This is a genomic window from Candidatus Zixiibacteriota bacterium (genome assembly GCA_036397555.1).
GTDB lineage: Bacteria > Zixibacteria > MSB-5A5 > WJJR01 > WJJR01 > DATKYL01.
This window is the reverse complement of the sequence record DASWIS010000031.1, coordinates 158,650-174,340: the sequence shown is the minus strand read 5'-3', so window position 1 is coordinate 174,340 and position 15,691 is coordinate 158,650. Positions and strand designations below refer to the sequence as shown.

The window sequence follows — 15,691 nt, the reverse complement described above, 5'->3', positions numbered from 1 at the left end:
GACACTGTGTCGGCGGCGCGCAATGGGGCTTTTAGTGGGCGGTGTGGGTGGGCCGCGATGCACCCGCGGGCATCGTGAATCCGGCCTCGTAGAGACGCACGGAATTCTTGCCGGCGTCCTTGGCCCGATAGAGCGCCTGGTCGACGGACTCGACCAGATTTTCTTCGGAGCCGCCGCTTTCGGGGAAACACGAGACGCCGACCGAAACGGTGATGCGGATCGGACGTTCGGCGGCGTCGGGGCCGAACTCGGTTTGCTCAACCTTATGCCGGATGCGCTCGCCGATGGAACGGGCTTCATCAGTGCCGGTCTGGGGCAGGATGACGATGAACTCCTCGCCGCCGTAGCGGGCCAGAATGTCAACGTCGCGGATGCAAGCGCCGATGACAGAGGCGAGCTGGCAGAGCGCGATGTTGCCGATCTGATGGCCATGACGGTCGTTGAGCTGCTTAAACCAGTCGATGTCGACCATGATGAGTGATAACGGCTGCCCGTAGCGCACCGCGCGGCGTCGTTCGTCTTCGAGCCGTGATCGGAAGTAGCGGAAGTTGAACACGCGGGTCAGTTCGTCTTCGATGGTCAGCTTCTCCATTTGCCGGTGCAGATCGGCATTTTTCAGCGCCAGGGCGGTGGAGGCCGCCAGGATCGAGAAGACGCGTTCATCCCGGTCGCTGAAGGCATTGATGTTGGGCGACTCGGCATTGAGCAGACCGATGACCTTGCCCTCGGTCATCATCGGCGCGACCAATTGCGAACGATGCGGCGTGCCGTCGACGACGGTGCGCCCGAGATTGCGGTCGACGACCCTGGCAATCTCCTGCTTGTTGATCGCCCGCTGGAAGTTCGGCGTCATCGGGACAGTCGGCGCGCGATCGTAGCGGCGCGTGGTGGGGCCGTCGACGCGACCTTTCAGTCGCAGTTTGCCCGACACCTGGTCCCAGGTGTAGATTTCGCACACGGGATAATTGAGAACCGAGCGGGCGATGTGCAATACGCGCTCGATGACACTCTGCTCGGCAAGCATGTGCGCCAGTGAGCGCGAGGTCTCATAGATGGTCTGCAACTGCGCGTGGCTGCGTTCCAGTTCGGTCGTCCGTTCGTTGAGCTTGTCCATGGCATTCAGCAGCCGGTCGGTCGAGGTCCGCGCCGAGCGGGCGGCCATGCTCATCGCGCCGGCGAATGCACACAGCACCGCGCCGCGAAACACCATCTGGGTCGGCTGAAATGCTCCATGAGTCAGCATGGGCGGAACGGCGTAAACCACGGCCATTCCGAACGCGACACAGATGGCCGTGACAAAGTCCAAATGGTAGCCGACGAATGCGACCAATACGTAATAGAGAACGAATAAATCGTGCGTCCCCGACCCGGCGAAGTGGGACACCGCACTGATCACGGTCACGTCGAATGCGAGCACCGGCCAGAAAATTGCCGCGAAACCGACCGACGGAATCCTCTGGAGTAACGGAGGCAACACCAGAGACAACGCGTATCCGGACGGTATCGCCCACCGATACCACGGTACCGCCAGAGTATCGCTCAGGGGATTGATGTTGAGCGCGACGCCCGCAAAGACAAGGACTCGCAGGAACCAATACAACCGCTCGACGCGCGCGTACGATTCCCAATATGGGATGCTGGCAATGCGCATGGCACAACGCCACGATCCGGATGCACTGATCGCGACCGGACGTGGTGCTCTAAGTCCTTGTATCGGCAGAAGATCGCTTGTGTCGAGTGGGTAAATGTCCCCAGATCGAGTCTGACTGATCGAAACTCGACCACCGTCGGACCACGAACAAAAAGCTTGCGGCAACCCGTAGAGGGCCTTACATGAGCCCGAAACACCGGATGTGAAATCACGTACAAAGACCAGTCGGTAACTCAGGAAACCTGATGAAGGAGAAAAGGTTGAGCCGTTTCTCAAATGCCGTGTCAACCGCGGTGGGGCTGGGAGCCCTGCTGATCCTCTGTCCGGCGAATCTTTTGGCGACCCAGTTCCGCTCGGCCGACGTGGTCGAGATATCCGGCGGCGAGATTCTCGACGACATCTTCACTGCCGGCGGCGACATCCATCTCGATGCCGTGGTCATCGGCGACTTCTTTGCGGCGGGGCGAACGATTACGGTCAGCGACAGCGCCGACATCGACAACTCGGTCATGGCAGTCGGACAGCGCGTGGACATCAACGGTCGCGTGCGCAATTCGGTGCGAGTCGCCGCGCAGACAACCACGGTGCGCGGTCACATCGAACGCAACCTGCTGGCATTTTCTGAAAACATCACCCTCGATTCGCGCGGCTGGGTCGAGAAGGACGCGACGCTGTTCGGAAACGAAATTGTGATTCGCGGACGGGTCGGCGGATTGCTGCATGCGGGCGGAAACACTGTGACGATCGCCGGGCAGATCGACGGCGACGCCAAGATAGAAGGGCACAAAGTTGTGATTCTTCCCACGGCGATCATCGGCGGACGGCTGACAATCGAATCCGAAAACGAACCGACGATCGATGAAGGCGCATCGATTCTCGGCGGCGTGACCGTCGGCAAGCCCGAGGGGAAGGATACCGGTTATTCGACCGGGGATTTTGTGTGGGATGCATGGTGGTTCCTGGCGCGCTTCGTCACCGGCCTGCTGCTGCTTGTGTTGTTCCGCCCCTTCATGCGTGAGTCGATCCATTGCCTAAGCGCCGCATCACTTCGCAGTCTGGGACTGGGCGCATTGTTCCTGATTTGCCTTCCCATTGCCGCAGTCATTCTCGGTTTGACCGTTCTCGGCATCCCGGTGGCGATACTGGTCATGCTGGGGTGGATCGTGCTGATTTATCTGGCGCCGGTATTTGTGGGGTTGGCCATCGGCGATATGATCCTCGGACGTACACGCATGTCGCGCGGGCTGGGGCTGATCGCCGGAATGTTCCTCGGCGTACTGATCGTCGCGCTGGTGACCGGGATTCCCTATGTCGGCTGGCTGGCCGAGCTGATCGTGCTGTGCTCCGGGCTGGGCGGATTTCTGCTGACGGCATATCGTTACCACACGGGGACCTGCGCCGGGGAGACCGCCGTATAGCATGTCCCCGGCCCGGGGTGACCAGATTAGCGGCCATTCCGCAGACAGTTCGATCTGATGCCTCTGTGCACCGATTCTGTGCGCTGCCATCCTCGCATTTTTTGTACCTCATTGACAAGATGTTGTAACCCATGCCGATATGTCGGTCGGTACGCAGGTTGCTTACTTAAGAAGACGTGTCCGTTTAAGCAGACCCTATAGAGTCCGCTTCAAGCTCAGATCCGAGAGGTACTCATGAAGTCAACCCACGTAGCAACTGCATCGCTGGTGGCATCGCTGATTGTAGTTCTCGCTGCGTGCAGCCGCGTCACAGGATCGGAGGGCGACAGTGACCACGTGGTGCAGATCGTCAACACGCCGCCGGCAGAATTGCTGCTCGACGAGTTTACGCTCCACACGGCCGCCGTGATCGGCGATTCACTGGAACTGTTCATCCAGTACGGCGGTGGCTGCAAGGAGCACCACTTCGGGATGTTCATGGCGCCGGACCTGTTCATCCCGACAGATCTGCCGCAGGTGATGTTGTTTCTGCGGCACGACGGCAATGAGGACTACTGCACCGCAAACGTTCCCGCGACATTGCGGTTCGACCTGTCTCCGGTCGCGGAGCGTTACCGGCAGATGTACGGCGAAGACGCTGGGGCGGAAGTATTGCTGCTGCACGTTTTCGACGATGAACTGCGGGAAGTGATTTCGGTGGAGTACGAATTGACGGAATCGCGTTCGGACTGACTAACGCCGCATGTTTCCGACCGGGTTAGCGGCGGTCGGGTCGCAATACACGAGCACCCTCACCCTTCCCTCTCACTCAAAAGGGAGAGGGTTAGTTGCGCGCTCGGACTTCAGGTGAGTGGAAATCTGCGCCAGGCGAGGACGCCTGGCGCACACGTATGGAGGTTTCCGTTTCGGTCGTAACGATGGTCAGCCCAGGGTCTGACCCGCCCAGGATTGCTCTGTTGACGGCTATTCCAGCTCAATCGTGTTCACTTCGCCCGCGCTGCCGAGCGGCGCATCGAATTCGTCGATGGGGCCGACGACCAGCACGACATAGTTGTCGGGATGCAAATACTTGCGGGCGGCGGCTTCGACGTCCGCCCTGGTCACGGCGGCGATGGCTTCGACGTCCTTCTTCATCTGGTCCATCGGGAAGCCGTAATACTCCATCCATGCGTAGCGTTCGACGATCTCGCGCGGGGTCTCGTACTGGAAGACATCGGAGTTGAGGATCGCGTCCTTGGCGACATCGAGTTCGTCCTGTGAGATGCCGCGGTCGATGATGTCGTCGACGATCCAGCGCATCAGTTTGAGTGTCTTCATCGTGGTCTCGGCCTTGGTCTGGCACGACGCGTAGAAGACGCCGGGCTGATTGAGCGCGGTGAAGCGTGTGCCGACCGAATAGGCCCAGCCGGAGTCGGAGCGCACGCTTTCCATCATACGCGAGGTGAATCCGCCGCCGCCGAGGATGTCGTTGAGCACGCGCAGGGCGTAGCGGTCGGGATTGTGCCGTTCGACTCCGAGGTGCCCGAAACGGATGTTGGTCTGGTTGATGTCCTTGGCGATTTGGTAGAGTCCCGGCTGTGGCGCCTGAACGCCGGGAATCTGCGGCCAATCGACCGGGGCGGAAACCCAGTCGCCGAACGTCGATTCCAGACGCTGCTTCAGGGCGGCGCCATCGATGCTTCCTGAGATCGCCAACATGATGTTGTTGGGTTTGAAGAATTGTTTGTGAAAGTCGATCAGACGCGCGCGTGTGACCGCATCGAGCGTCTGCTCGGTCGCCGATCGTCCATACGGATGGCTGCCGTAGACCAACTTCGAGAACTCGCGGGCGATGATGCGTCCGGGCGAATCGTTCTGCCGGCGCAGGTCTTCGCGCGCGTCAGCGAGCGCAAGATTCACGCGCGCGGAGTCGAATCGCGGGAATCGCAGGACTTCGGCAAAGACCGACAGCGCCGTGTCGAAATCCTCGGCGAGACACCGCAGCGAAAACGAGCCGGATTCGTCGCCGATCGATCCGTCCAGACGGATGCCGCGGAACTCGATGAAGGCATCGAGCCGATCGGGATCGAAGGTGCGCGTGCCGCCAGTCACCATCGTCTCGCCGGTGATCGACGCCAATCCAGTTTGTGACTCCGGAGTGTACACGCCTCCGGCCCGCACGAGCGCATTTACTGTGACAACCGGCAACGATTGATCGGGCAGGAAGTAGACGATCATGCCGTTGCCGAGCTGGAAACGCGAGGGTGTCGGCGGTTCGAATTGAATCGGATCGAACGTGCGGTCAAAGTACGGCGATCGCGCATCGGCGGGCGGCGTGAGTGAAGCGGCCATGCCCGCGACTGCGACCGCCATCAACCAAGTCTGTGTGCGAAGTGATTTCATTCTCATCGTTCTCCGTGATGGGTTGATCGCGCCTCAGCCCTCCGGCTCCATCGGCACCAATGTTGCGACCGTGCGGTTTTGCGGGCGGAATGCGATCGATGCCACGCGCATGATGTCGTTCTGGCTCACCTTGGCGAGTTGATCGCGGACGGTCAGCAGATACTGCCAATTACCGGCGCGCGCTTCGTATTCAGCCAGATTCGACGCCAGACCCAGATTCGAATACAGCGACCAGACAAAGTCGGCTTCGATGCGATTCTTCACCTTCTGCAGTTCGTCGCCGCTGATCGGTTCGCGTCCGAGGCGATCGAGCTCGGCATACAGCGCCTGCTCGGCATCCGCCGTCGTGTGGGGCGCCTTGGGTACAACGTCGATGCCGAGCAGATTTGGGTACAAATCGCCCGATTCCGAACCGGGGAAATCATACGTGGAGACGTGAACCGCGATTTGCTGATCGAGCACCAGCGACTTGTACAGGCGCGACGTGCGTCCATCGGAGAGCACGCGATGGATGACGCGGAAGACGATCTCCTCGGGATCGTCGAATGCGGTCTTGTGATAGCCGACGGAGAGATACGGCTCGGCGTCGAACTCCTGACAGACGCGGCGCTCGCCCTCCTGCACCGGCTCAACCGTCGCAATGGGATCGGGATCGGGCTGACGCGGCGTCGGGCCGAAGTGATGGTCGGCCAGGGCGAACACGTCCTCGGCGGACACATCGCCGACGATGGCCAGCACCATGCGGTTGGGCGCATAGTAGCGTTTGAAGAAGTCGACGAGTTTGGGGCGGGTCAATTGCGCGACTTCGGACTTCCACTCCCAAAAAATCTGGTAGGGATGGGCGATGAACGCGGTACCGATCAATTGCTCGAAGAGCTTGGCATCGCCTTCGTTGTCGACCTTGAGACGGCGTTCCTCGATGACCACGTCGCGTTCGGCGTAAAACTCGCGCAAAATCGGATTGGCCATACGGTCGCCCTCGACTTCGAAAAACAACGGCAGGCGATTGGACGGCAGCGCGACATAATAGGTCGTGCCGTCATAGCCGGTGCCCGCATTGAACGAGGTTGCGCCGTTGCGATTGTACAATTCCTCGTACTCGTTCTTTTCGACCAGGTCGGCGAGCGCCGTTTTAACCGCTTCCAATTCCGCGGTTAATTGCGCGATGCGCGGCGCATTGTCTTCGACATCGGCCAAACCCAGCGAGCGCTGGAAGTTCAGCATACGGGAGCGATTCTCCTCGCGCGTGATCTGTGCGCGCAGCGAATCCTCGCGCGCCAGAAGCGGCGCTTCGCGCGCGTAGTCTTTTGTGCCGAGTGTCGTGGTTCCTTTGAAGAGCATGTGCTCCAAAAGATGCGCGGCGCCGATCATCCCCGGCCATTCGTTGGCCGAGCCGACCCGATAGTGGATGTACGCCGAGAAGACCGGAGCGGTGTGCCGTTCGACGACCAGAATGGTCATGCCGTTGTCGAGCACATGCCGTTTAACATCCAGCGCGACATCATCGGCGGACGCCGACGTACACACCGACGCGAGCGCGATCAGGGAACAGGACAGTCCGGATGCGCGCCCAGCCCAATGGCCCATTGGTGACCTCCCTATGTTTTGCCGGCGGGCGCAGCGGCCGCTGCGCCGTGGCATTTCTTGTATTTTTTGCCGGATCCGCAGGGGCACGGGTCGTTGCGGCCGACTTTCGCCTCGGTGCGCTTGACCGGCTGTTGTTTGCCCGCGGTGCGCGATTCCTCCGGCGTGCCGCGGTATCCCATCGCGGTCGCTTCGGCATGCACCGCGCGCAGGCGTCCGGCATCGGCCGGCGCTGTCGCACCGGGAGGCGGCGCGACTTGCAGCCGGTAGATCATCTCGACCGTCTCTCGCTCGATGGTGTCGAGCAGCAGCGTGAACATTTCAAAGGATTCCTTCTTATACTCGATCAACGGATCGCGCTGCCCGTAGGCGCGCAGGCCGATGCCGGTCTTCAGTTGGTCCATCTCATAGAGATGTTCCTTCCAACGCTCGTCGATGACGCGCAACATTGCGAATCGTTCCAACTGCCGCATGATCTCCGGCGTGACCGCGGTCTCCTTGATCTCGTAGATCTTCAGCGCATCGGCGATGATCTTCGCAACCAACCCATTGTAGTTGAGCCCTCGGACACCCTCGCTGTCGAAGTCCAGGTCGACCATGACGGTCTTGAGCAAATCCAGCTTAAGCGCGGACGTGTCCCAGTATTCGGGAGTATCGGAATCGGGACAATGCTTGGCCGCCATTCGTTCACAGACGATAGCAATCAGCTCGATCGCCTCATCGCGCAGACTCTCCTGTTCGAGGCATTGTGCGCGGCGGTTGTAGATGACCGCGCGCTGCTGATTCATCACGTTGTCGTATTCGAGCAGGTGCTTGCGGACGCTGTAGTTTTGCGCTTCGACGCGTTTCTGCGCGCGTTCGATGGCGCGTGTCACCATGCGATGCTCGATGACTTCGCCTTCCTGCACACCGAGCCGGTCCATGATCGATGCGATCCGTTCGGAGCCGAACAGGCGCATGAGATCGTCTTCGAGCGACAGGAAGAACCGCGACGAGCCGGGATCGCCCTGCCGTCCGGCGCGTCCGCGCAACTGGCGGTCGATGCGACGCGCCTCGTGGCGTTCGGTGCCGATGATGTGAAGGCCGCCGGTCACGTCACCGTCGTCGGAGGTGCGGACGACACCGGGGCCGAGTTTGATGTCGGTGCCGCGTCCCGCCATGTTGGTCGCGATCGTAACATGTCCGCCCTGACCGGCGTTGGCGACAATCGCCGCTTCCTGCTGGTGGTACTTGGCGTTGAGCACCGCATGCGGCACGTTGAAGCGTTTGAGCATACGGGAGAGCGTTTCGGACACCTCGACGGACACAGTGCCGACGAGAACCGGACGCCCGTCTTTGTGCTGCTCGACGATCTCGTCGATGATGGCCGCATACTTCTCCCGACGCGTACGGAAGATGACATCCTCATAGTCGAGGCGCCGAATCGGCTTGTGTGACGGGACCGACGTAACGTCGAGCTTGTAAATGTCGAAGAACTCGGCCGCTTCGGTTACCGCGGTGCCGGTCATGCCGGCGAGCTTCGCGTACAGACGGAAATAATTCTGTAACGTGATGGTGGCCAGCGTTTGCGTCTCTTCTTCGATCCTGACGCGCTCTTTCGCCTCGATGGCCTGATGCAGTCCCTCGGAATAACGCCGCCCCGGCATCATGCGGCCGGTAAATTCGTCGACGATGACGACTTTACCCTCGTTGACGACGTACTCGACGTCCTTCTCATAGAGCGAGTACGCCTTCAGAAGCTGCGAAACGATGTGCACCTTTTCGGAGCGCTCGGAGTGGAGCTTGTAGAGTTCGTTTTTGGCTTTGGCCCTGGCGACCTCGTCTAAGTCGGCGCGTTCTTCGATTTCCGCGACACCATCGCCGATATCGGGCAGTTCGAAGAGTGCCTGCTCTTCCGGCTTAAGAGAGTTCAGTCCGGTGTCGGTCAGATCGATGGTGTGTTCACGTTCGTCGATGGCGAACAACAACGGCTCGTCGATCTCCGGCATGCGTTTGTCGCGCGTGAAGTCGGCTTCGACGCGCGCGATGGCGCGTTTGACGCCGGTCTCCTTGAGGTATTTCATGAAACGTTTGTTTTTCGGTGCGCCCCGCTTGACGGCAAGCAGTTTGATTCCGGCGTCGTATTCCTGTTCCTCTTCGAAGAGCTTGACGCCCTCATCGACCAACTGCGCGGTGATTTCAGTCTGGCGGCGCATGAGCCGTTCGACCAAGCTGCGCATCTCGACATATCGCTCCATGTCGGAGCGGCCGGTCGGCCCGGCGATAATGAGCGGCGTGCGCGCTTCATCGATCAACACCGAGTCGACTTCATCGACGATGGCGTAGTGGAAGTTGCGGTGGACGCGATCTTCCGTGCGTACCGACATGTTGTCGCGCAGATAGTCGAAGCCGAACTCGTTGTTGGTGCCGTAGGTGATGTCACAGAGATACTGTTCGCGCCGCACCGGCGGCGGCATGTCGTGCTGGATACAGCCGACGGTCACGCCGAGGAACTTGAAAATCTCCCCCATCCACTGCGAGTCGCGTAGTGCCAGGTAATCGTTGACCGTGACGAGATGGCAGCCCTTGCCTTCGAGAGCATTAAGATATAGCGGCAAAGTGGCGACGAGGGTCTTGCCCTCGCCGGTGGCCATCTCCGCGATCTTGCCGTTGTGGAGTACGACGCCGCCGATGAGTTGGACATCATATGGGACCATGTCCCATGTGTTCTTGATCCCGACGACGTCGAACTGCTTCCCGACGAGTCGTCGACAGGCGTCTTTGACCGCGGCGAACGCTTCGGGCAACAGTTCGTCGAGCATCTCACCGTCGGCGATCCGCTGCTTGAATTCGTCGGTTTTGGCACGTAGCTGGTCGTCGGTGAACGATTGGTAATCGTCGAAGTACTTGTTGATCGTCTCTACGACCGGCGTGATGCGGCGCACTTCGCGCTCGTGCTTGGAGCCGAAGATCTTGGTGAGGATGGTTTCGAAGAAGGGCATGGGATCAGCTATTAGTATTGTGTGCCCGCCAGGCGTCCCCGCCTGGCGCCCCCGGCCGGTTCGTCCTCTCCGAAGGACTTCGATAGTGCATCAGACGGCTCGTCAAGGTACCAGAAGCGCGCGCTGGACCATCGCCAGTCGGTTGCCCTGATGGCCAGTCCGGCGCGAACCGGATTCTCGTGGATGTAATTCAACTTTGCCAGGAATAAACTTTCTGATGCGATGACGACGTCATCAAACCGGGGCGTCCAGACACCGTGCCGCTCACGGAATAGTATATGAGACACGAGTGACTTGTACGACTGCAAGAATCGTGAGATGCCGGAGCCGCCATCGGGGTGGCCAGCGATCAAGTGAATGTGACTTGGCATCATGCAATACGCCATCAGCGTCGTCTGGTTTGCCCGGGCAACACGGAACAGCATGCTCGCGGCTTCGTTTCGGATCGTCGCAGTCGCAAACAACCTCTCGTGCCGCTTCAGCGTCGTCGTGACGAAGAAGAGCTTTGAGTCATTCAGATTGTCGCGGCCGCGGGTCCCCATGTTCGAATCAGTCTGCCCCGGGCGAGGACGCCCGGGGATCACAGTTAATGAGCTATCTTAGCCCTGCTACTGACACCGTGCGCAAAACGAGTGGCTTAACGCCTGCATTTCAAAACTCCGTTCGTCCTTCCAGTGCCCGGATTACTGTGTTGGCGTCGGCATACTCGACATCGCCGCCCATCGGCAGGCCGCGCGCGATGCGCGTGACCGAGACACCCAGCGGCTTGAGCACTTTGGCAAGATAGTTCGCCGTGGTTTCTCCCTCTGACGTGGGGTTGGTCGCGACAATCACCTCGGCGATGCCGTCGCCTTTGATGCGCGCCACGAGTTCGCTGATCTTCAGTTCTTCAGGACCGACGCCGTCTAAGGGAGCGAACACGCCGCCCAGGACATGATACAACCCACGGTATGTTCCCGCACGTTCGAAGGCGAGGACATCGTGCGGCTCCTCAACGACACAAACGACCGCGTGATCACGGTCGGCGGCGCGGCAGATCGGGCAGGGGTCATCATCGGTGACATTGAAACAGACCGAGCAGAAGCGGATTTTCTCTTTGACCGCGACGATCGCCAGCGCCAGCGCCTTCGCCTGATCGGAGGGCACATTCAGCACATGGTAGGCCAAACGGTACGCCGTCTTCTTGCCGATCCCCGGCAGTTTGGCGAACTGGTCGATCAGTTGTTCGAGCGTCGCCGATGTGTTGGCCATGGATTGCCTGCCCCCCTGCGGTGGTACGGATATGCTACATCATGCCCGGCAACGGCAGGCCGCCCGCGAGCTTCGACATGCTCTCGGTCTGCAATGCCACCGCCTTTTGATGCGCCTGATTGACCGCCGCCACGATTAGTTCTTCGAGCATTTCTACGTCGTCGCGGTCGACGACCTCCGGATCGATCTTGACTTCGAGGACTTCGCGTCTGCCGTTCATGGCCACGCGCACCATGTTGCCGCCCGCGGTGCCCTCAACCGTTTCATCCTCCAGATCGGCCTGAATTTTTTCCATCTCGGCCTGCATCTTCTGCACCTGCTTCAACAGCTTGTCCATGCCCTTCATGTCCATTGTCACTCCCCAGGGTCGGCGTGAGCGTTATTCGACGATTTCGCCGTCGAAACGGCGAATGATCTCCTGCAAGAGGTGCTCGTTTTCGGTGTCCCGGCGCAACCGGGCCGGATCGTCCGGCGTCGTCGGTCCCGCGGTCGCAGCGTCGTCCGCGAGTCCGGAATGCGGGGACGGGCCCTCTTTGACGTGGACGACGACTTTGATGCCCTCGCCCAGAGCGCGCGCGATCTCGGTGTGGATCAAGTCACGCACCGGTTTTTGTCCCAACTGACGCTGGTGAAACGTCGAACCGTTGTACACGTTCAATTCGACACCGCCCTCAGTGCGCATCAACTCCGCTGCTCCGAGAATGGCGCGCAGCGTCGGACGGTGACGGCAGATTTCATGCAGGATCGGCTCGAAATCCAGGCGCCCGTTGCTGCCGTGATACGCATCCGAAGGTTCCGGCGCCGGCGTCGGTCGCGTCTCCATGCGTGGCGCGGGCACGGTGGGGCGTTGCATCGGAGCCGGATTCGGTGGCGTCGCCGGCGTCGGACCATTGGGGCGCGGTGTCGACGGCGACGAACCGAACAGATCGGGCGCACCGATTTGTCGCCCAATGCGATCCAACAGCGATTTGATGTCGACCGACCGGTCCATTTGCGAAACGCGCAACGCAAACAATTCCATCTCCAGACGCGGCTGCGGGGAATAGCGGAGCGAACGCCCCGTTTCAACCGACATCAGCAAGGCGCGCAGCCAGTCATTCTCGCTGAGTATCTTCGCTGATTCGGCGTATCGCGTTCGCGTCTCTTCGCCCAGCCCCGGGTCGGCGAAGCGTTCACGCAAGGTGCGCGCAAACAGAAGGCGCTTAAAATGTTCATTGAGTTGGCGCACGAATTGCCCGTAGTCGCGGCCGCCGCGTGAGACACGGCCGACAACGTCGATCGCGCCCGCCGGATCGGACGCGGCGACCGCATCGCTGAAGGCGAAGAGCGCTTCGGTGTCGACCAGCCCGAGCGCCTCGTTGGTGATCGGCGCGGTGATCGCGCCATCGGCATACGAAGCGATCTGATCGAGCAGAGACTGGGAATCGCGCACCGAACCGGCCGCTTCGGCGGCGATGATGTCCAGCGAATCGGCGTCGATCGACAATCCCTCCTGCCCGGCGATCCGTCGCAGTTGATCGCGCAATACATCGTGCGTCACGAGATGGAAATCGAAACGCAGCGCGCGTGAACGGATCGTCGCCGGGACCTCGTGCGGCTCGGTCGTCGCGAAGATGAATTTCACCGACGGCGGTGGCTCTTCGAGCGTCTTGAGCAGCGCATCCTTGGCGTTGGGCGACAGGCGATGGATTTCGTCGATGATGTAGATCTTAAATCGCGACATGGCCGGGACATACTGCGTCGAATCGCGCAACTCGCGGATGTCATCGACACCGGTGTGCGAGGCGGCATCGATCTCGCGCACGTCGATGTGCGACCCATTGGTGATACCGACACACGACGGACATGCGTTGCACGGTGTCGCAGTCGGCCCCTGTTCGCAGTTGAGCGCCTTGGCGAGAATGCGCGCGGTGGTGGTCTTGCCGGTCCCGCGCGGACCGCAGAACAGATACGCATGATGGATGCGTCCCATCCCGATCGCGTTTTTCAGCGTCTGGGTGACCTGCGGCTGTGATAAGACGTCGTCGAAGGTCTGCGGACGATACCGTCGGGCTAATGCCTCATACTCGGACATGGTGATGCTCGCAATAAAAATGGGTTCGTGCACCCGCTGTCGACCCCGGCGACCGGGAGCGGTCGAACGGCCGACTCCGGCCGGGCAACCTTGCGGCACACGAACGAATACGCTTACCGCTGCTACCTTCCGGTCCTGACGGGGTTCGGCGCCCGGCCGTTGCGCAAGACCCGACCCTCAACATCGACTCATCCGACCGGTTTCCACGGCAACCTCGAGGCCTCAAGCGGTCTTCGGTCCCGGTATAGCGGATTCCGGGTACAGGGCACCGCTGGCTCCCCACCTAGCACGAACCCGTTTGGGAGTATACACTTGGCCCAAATCAGGAACAAGCCACGATCCGGATACGTTTCCTAATAGTTGACAGTTGCTCGCATCATTTTCTTGACACATGGGTATCCCGAAGACGTATAAGCAGATCATGCGACTCATTCGTGCGGCGCTGGCGGCAACGGTCGGGCTGATCGTGATTGCCTTTCAGACCGCGCCGGGTCCGTTTGTGCTGTGCCGTGCGCGATGCCCCATGCCCGGAAGCGGCGACATGGTGGAAATGATGTGCGTCTGCGGCCCGTCGCTGGGCGGTGTCGTTGAGTGCGTGGTCGAGGAGATCGGATGTTGTGCGACAGCCGCTGAGCGCACCCCGGAACCTCAGGGCGGCTGCAGTCTTGCGGATGTCGCGTGTTTGCCTGCTGATGCCTGTAATACCGATACGGACGGTTGCCCTCTCGACGAAAACGGGTGCCCGTTTGGGTGGGATGAATGCTGGATCTGCCTGCCGGGACGTGTGCTGGCCGAGCGAATCCCCAGCATTGCCGAACGACCGGACAGGGATCCAACCACTCCGAACTCGAGCAGCAGCGAGCAATTGCAGTTTGCCAACGCGCTGCGACGAAGTAGTCATGACCATCGGCCGACCGAGCCGATTCTTTCGGAATCGGGACGAGACATCTGCATTCGTGTCTGCTCTTTCCTGATTTGAGATTCAGTTTCTCCCGACAAACTGGTTGTACAGAGCTGTCGTCTGTGGACGCACTTCAGATGACTACGATCGACACGTGGATCAAAAGGAGAAACAACATGCGGAAGAATCTGACTTTCATCGCGACCGGAATCGCGCTGGTCGCGCTCTTGTTCATCGCAACGGCGGTGGTCGCGGCCGGCAATCCAGCGTCCTGCAAGATGGTCAAGTCCAGCGAGGCATGCGCGCAAACGTGCCTGATGGAATGCCCCGTGCCTTGTCCCGACCCTTGCCCTTTACCCTGTCCGGACGATTGCAGGGAAAAGTGTGCGGTGACGAAGACAGCGGCTGCCGTTGCACCGAGCACTGAAGCCAAGACGCAGACCTGTGCGGTGGTCTGCTGCGAGAAGACCAAAGCGGGATCATCTGCGGATGCCGTGCAGGTCGCAGTCTCACAGCCCGCGGCGAAGTAGCTGAGTCGTCGAGCAGGAACTCCCCCAAAGCGGGGGGATCTGCGGCAAGGGCCGGAGGTTCATTCTCCGGCCCTTGTTTTGTTCGATGGAGGCAAAAAAACGGGACCATCGGATGATGGCCTCGTATGTCCCACCTGAGGCGGGCAAGTCAAAATGGAGCAGAGCGGGATCGAACCGCCGACCTGTACGTTGCGAACGTACCGCTCTCCCAGCTGAGCTACTGCCCCATCTGTCGCCGAGTCAGAGTCGCGTTCCCTGGTGAATATACCGACGTGGGACACAGACGATCAAGCGCCGCGACACAGACTGTGATTGTAGGCCGAGCACACCCTACTTGAGCGCGGCGAGTGCCTTCTTCAGTTCCTCATAGTCATCGGGAGTCCGGACACTGTAGACGGGCTTGGCGAAGGCGATCTTGCCATCGGAGCCGATGACGTAGACTGCGCGCCGGTTCTGGCCGTACTCGGGATTGTAGGAGTTGTAGAGCTTGCCGACCGTGTGGTCGTGATCGGCGAGCAATTCAAACGGCAGATTGTGGTGCTTGGCCCACTCGTGATGCGAGTAAACATAGTCGCCGGAAATTCCCCAAATGCGGACGCCGAGTTCGGCGAACTGCCCGAAGTCATCGCGGAACGAACAGAGTTCCCTGGTGCAGCCGCCGCTCCAGTCGGCAGGATAGAACGCTAAGAGGATTGGCCCCTTCTTCGCCTCCAACGAGAGCGTCAACGGCTCCTGCGCGATGGTGTCTTTGGTCGCGTAGGGGAGCGTGAAGTCGGGCGCGGCGGCGCCGACTTTCAGAGTGTCGGCAGCGTGGGCAGTTACGGCAGTGGCCATCAGCATTCCTCCGATTAACGTGCTTGCGACGCGCATGGAATTGATACGGGGTCGTGCCCAGTGAGTTTGTATCGACCCGTCGCTT

At 60.5% G+C, this 15,691-nt stretch carries 13 protein-coding genes, 1 tRNA gene and 1 other RNA gene; 4 read left to right on the top strand and 11 right to left on the bottom strand.

Features of this window, described 5'->3' with window-relative positions:
* Window positions 1-31: 31 nt before the first annotated feature.
* Complete coding sequence (locus tag VGB22_10180; GenBank protein ID HEX9751631.1) at window positions 32-1,651, bottom strand: sensor domain-containing diguanylate cyclase; 1,620 nt, start codon at window positions 1,649-1,651, stop codon at window positions 32-34.
* 260 nt (window positions 1,652-1,911) lie between these two features.
* Between VGB22_10180 and VGB22_10175 the strand changes: the two genes are divergently transcribed.
* Together VGB22_10175 and VGB22_10170 are read left to right on the top strand one after the other, a co-directional pair.
* On the top strand, window positions 1,912-3,069 hold the full coding sequence (locus VGB22_10175; GenBank protein ID HEX9751630.1) for a hypothetical protein: 1,158 nt from the start codon (window positions 1,912-1,914) through the stop codon (window positions 3,067-3,069).
* 234 nt (window positions 3,070-3,303) lie between these two features.
* A complete protein-coding gene (locus VGB22_10170) occupies window positions 3,304-3,801 on the top strand; it encodes a hypothetical protein (protein ID HEX9751629.1) in 498 nt (165 codons plus the stop codon).
* 231 nt (window positions 3,802-4,032) lie between these two features.
* On the opposite strand, the gene VGB22_10165 is transcribed toward VGB22_10170, so the two are convergent.
* The 8 genes from VGB22_10165 to ffs all read right to left on the bottom strand — a co-directional run bounded on the left by VGB22_10165 (window position 4,033) and on the right by ffs (window position 13,633).
* Entirely contained in the window at window positions 4,033-5,451 is a 1,419-nt protein-coding gene (locus VGB22_10165) for a pitrilysin family protein (GenBank protein HEX9751628.1), read from the bottom strand.
* Between the two features lie 33 nt (window positions 5,452-5,484).
* Window positions 5,485-7,038, bottom strand: a complete 1,554-nt coding sequence (locus VGB22_10160) for a pitrilysin family protein (GenBank protein ID HEX9751627.1) — start codon at window positions 7,036-7,038, stop codon at window positions 5,485-5,487.
* 11 nt (window positions 7,039-7,049) lie between these two features.
* A complete protein-coding gene (gene secA / locus VGB22_10155) occupies window positions 7,050-10,016 on the bottom strand; it encodes a preprotein translocase subunit SecA (GenBank protein HEX9751626.1) in 2,967 nt (988 codons plus the stop codon).
* An 11-nt stretch (window positions 10,017-10,027) separates the two neighbouring features.
* Window positions 10,028-10,558 (bottom strand): transposase, encoded by a 531-nt coding sequence (locus VGB22_10150; protein ID HEX9751625.1) that lies wholly within the window; start codon window positions 10,556-10,558, stop codon window positions 10,028-10,030.
* Between the two features lie 109 nt (window positions 10,559-10,667).
* On the bottom strand, window positions 10,668-11,267 hold the full coding sequence (gene recR / locus VGB22_10145) for a recombination mediator RecR (protein HEX9751624.1): 600 nt from the start codon (window positions 11,265-11,267) through the stop codon (window positions 10,668-10,670).
* A gap of 34 nt (window positions 11,268-11,301) precedes the next feature.
* A complete protein-coding gene (locus VGB22_10140; protein ID HEX9751623.1) occupies window positions 11,302-11,613 on the bottom strand; it encodes a YbaB/EbfC family nucleoid-associated protein in 312 nt (103 codons plus the stop codon).
* A gap of 33 nt (window positions 11,614-11,646) precedes the next feature.
* Entirely contained in the window at window positions 11,647-13,341 is a 1,695-nt protein-coding gene (gene dnaX, locus VGB22_10135; protein HEX9751622.1) for a DNA polymerase III subunit gamma/tau, read from the bottom strand.
* A gap of 25 nt (window positions 13,342-13,366) precedes the next feature.
* Window positions 13,367-13,633, bottom strand: an RNA gene (gene ffs, locus VGB22_10130) — signal recognition particle sRNA large type.
* 129 nt (window positions 13,634-13,762) lie between these two features.
* Between ffs and VGB22_10125 the strand changes: the two genes are divergently transcribed.
* Window positions 13,763-14,320, top strand: a complete 558-nt coding sequence (locus VGB22_10125) for a hypothetical protein (protein ID HEX9751621.1) — start codon at window positions 13,763-13,765, stop codon at window positions 14,318-14,320.
* 98 nt (window positions 14,321-14,418) lie between these two features.
* The gene (locus VGB22_10120; GenBank protein ID HEX9751620.1) at window positions 14,419-14,772 is read left to right on the top strand and encodes a hypothetical protein; all 354 of its coding nucleotides are present in this window, start codon (window positions 14,419-14,421) and stop codon (window positions 14,770-14,772) included.
* Window positions 14,773-14,926: 154 nt separating this feature from the next.
* On the opposite strand, the gene VGB22_10115 is transcribed toward VGB22_10120, so the two are convergent.
* Window positions 14,927-14,999: transfer RNA gene (locus tag VGB22_10115), tRNA-Ala, on the bottom strand.
* A 103-nt stretch (window positions 15,000-15,102) separates the two neighbouring features.
* Entirely contained in the window at window positions 15,103-15,606 is a 504-nt protein-coding gene (locus VGB22_10110; protein ID HEX9751619.1) for a peroxiredoxin, read from the bottom strand.
* Window positions 15,607-15,691 lie beyond the last annotated feature (85 nt).

Coding starts and splice junctions, on each gene's coding strand:
- VGB22_10165 (HEX9751628.1), bottom strand. CDS start 5,451: ATGAAATCACTTCGCACACAGACTTGGTTGATGGCGGTCGCAGTCGCG.
- VGB22_10150 (HEX9751625.1), bottom strand. CDS start 10,558: ATGGGGACCCGCGGCCGCGACAATCTGAATGACTCAAAGCTCTTCTTC.
- VGB22_10125 (HEX9751621.1), top strand. CDS start 13,763: ATGCGACTCATTCGTGCGGCGCTGGCGGCAACGGTCGGGCTGATCGTG.
- VGB22_10170 (HEX9751629.1), top strand. CDS start 3,304: ATGAAGTCAACCCACGTAGCAACTGCATCGCTGGTGGCATCGCTGATT.
- VGB22_10120 (HEX9751620.1), top strand. CDS start 14,419: ATGCGGAAGAATCTGACTTTCATCGCGACCGGAATCGCGCTGGTCGCG.
- recR (HEX9751624.1), bottom strand. CDS start 11,267: ATGGCCAACACATCGGCGACGCTCGAACAACTGATCGACCAGTTCGCC.
- secA (HEX9751626.1), bottom strand. CDS start 10,016: ATGCCCTTCTTCGAAACCATCCTCACCAAGATCTTCGGCTCCAAGCAC.
- VGB22_10180 (HEX9751631.1), bottom strand. CDS start 1,651: ATGCGCATTGCCAGCATCCCATATTGGGAATCGTACGCGCGCGTCGAG.
- VGB22_10110 (HEX9751619.1), bottom strand. CDS start 15,606: ATGGCCACTGCCGTAACTGCCCACGCTGCCGACACTCTGAAAGTCGGC.
- VGB22_10140 (HEX9751623.1), bottom strand. CDS start 11,613: ATGAAGGGCATGGACAAGCTGTTGAAGCAGGTGCAGAAGATGCAGGCC.
- dnaX (HEX9751622.1), bottom strand. CDS start 13,341: ATGTCCGAGTATGAGGCATTAGCCCGACGGTATCGTCCGCAGACCTTC.
- VGB22_10160 (HEX9751627.1), bottom strand. CDS start 7,038: ATGGGCCATTGGGCTGGGCGCGCATCCGGACTGTCCTGTTCCCTGATC.